This is a genomic window from Pseudoalteromonas sp. S3431 (assembly GCF_000690035.1).
GTDB lineage: Bacteria > Pseudomonadota > Gammaproteobacteria > Enterobacterales > Alteromonadaceae > Pseudoalteromonas > Pseudoalteromonas fuliginea.
This window is the reverse complement of sequence record NZ_JJNY01000070.1, coordinates 1-563: the sequence shown is the minus strand read 5'-3', so window position 1 is coordinate 563 and position 563 is coordinate 1. Positions and strand designations below refer to the sequence as shown.

The 563-nt window shown below is 36.8% G+C and carries 1 protein-coding gene; it reads left to right on the top strand.

Features of this window, described 5'->3' with window-relative positions:
• Nucleotides 1-76 precede the first annotated feature (76 nt).
• Complete coding sequence (locus DO88_RS03825) at nt 77-493, top strand: hypothetical protein (protein ID WP_033030974.1); 417 nt, start codon at nt 77-79, stop codon at nt 491-493.
• The last annotated feature ends 70 nt before the right edge of the window (nt 494-563 follow it).

Below are 563 nucleotides of genomic sequence, written 5' to 3'. Positions count from 1 at the left end.
TTAATCTACAGGCTCGTTATACGTACTTAAAGTTTGGATGTTAAATTAAACTTTTGTATTAAAAATGGAGTAAATCATGTCGATGAGTTTGTTTGTTGTTTTAGCTCTTGAGATTGAACCAAACACTAGAGAATTAAATCAAACCGCCAATGAACTTGGCTATCTAATTGAGTACTCGCCGAATATCGAGCTAAAAAAACATTCAGGTTTTATCCCTGTCACCCTTGATGGTCAAAAGGCTGGTGTTGAGCTTTATTCTTATTCTACCAATGAACTTCCCGAGCAATTTAAAACATTATTGCCAAACAATTATAAGCAAGGTGTTGTTTATCAATTTAGGTTTGGCGGCAACCCGAAGGAATCTCAAGTAGCTTTTACTTCAGCAATAATTATTAATACTAAATATAATGGTGTTGCTATCGAAGATCAGTCTGGTGCATTATTATCTGTAGAGCAGTTGGCAGAAGCGTTACCATATTTCAGCGCTATGTAGCAGGTACGTATAACAAGTCACTGCAAAGGACTAAAAACAGCTGGCTGTGCTCGTGCCTCGCTATTTTAGC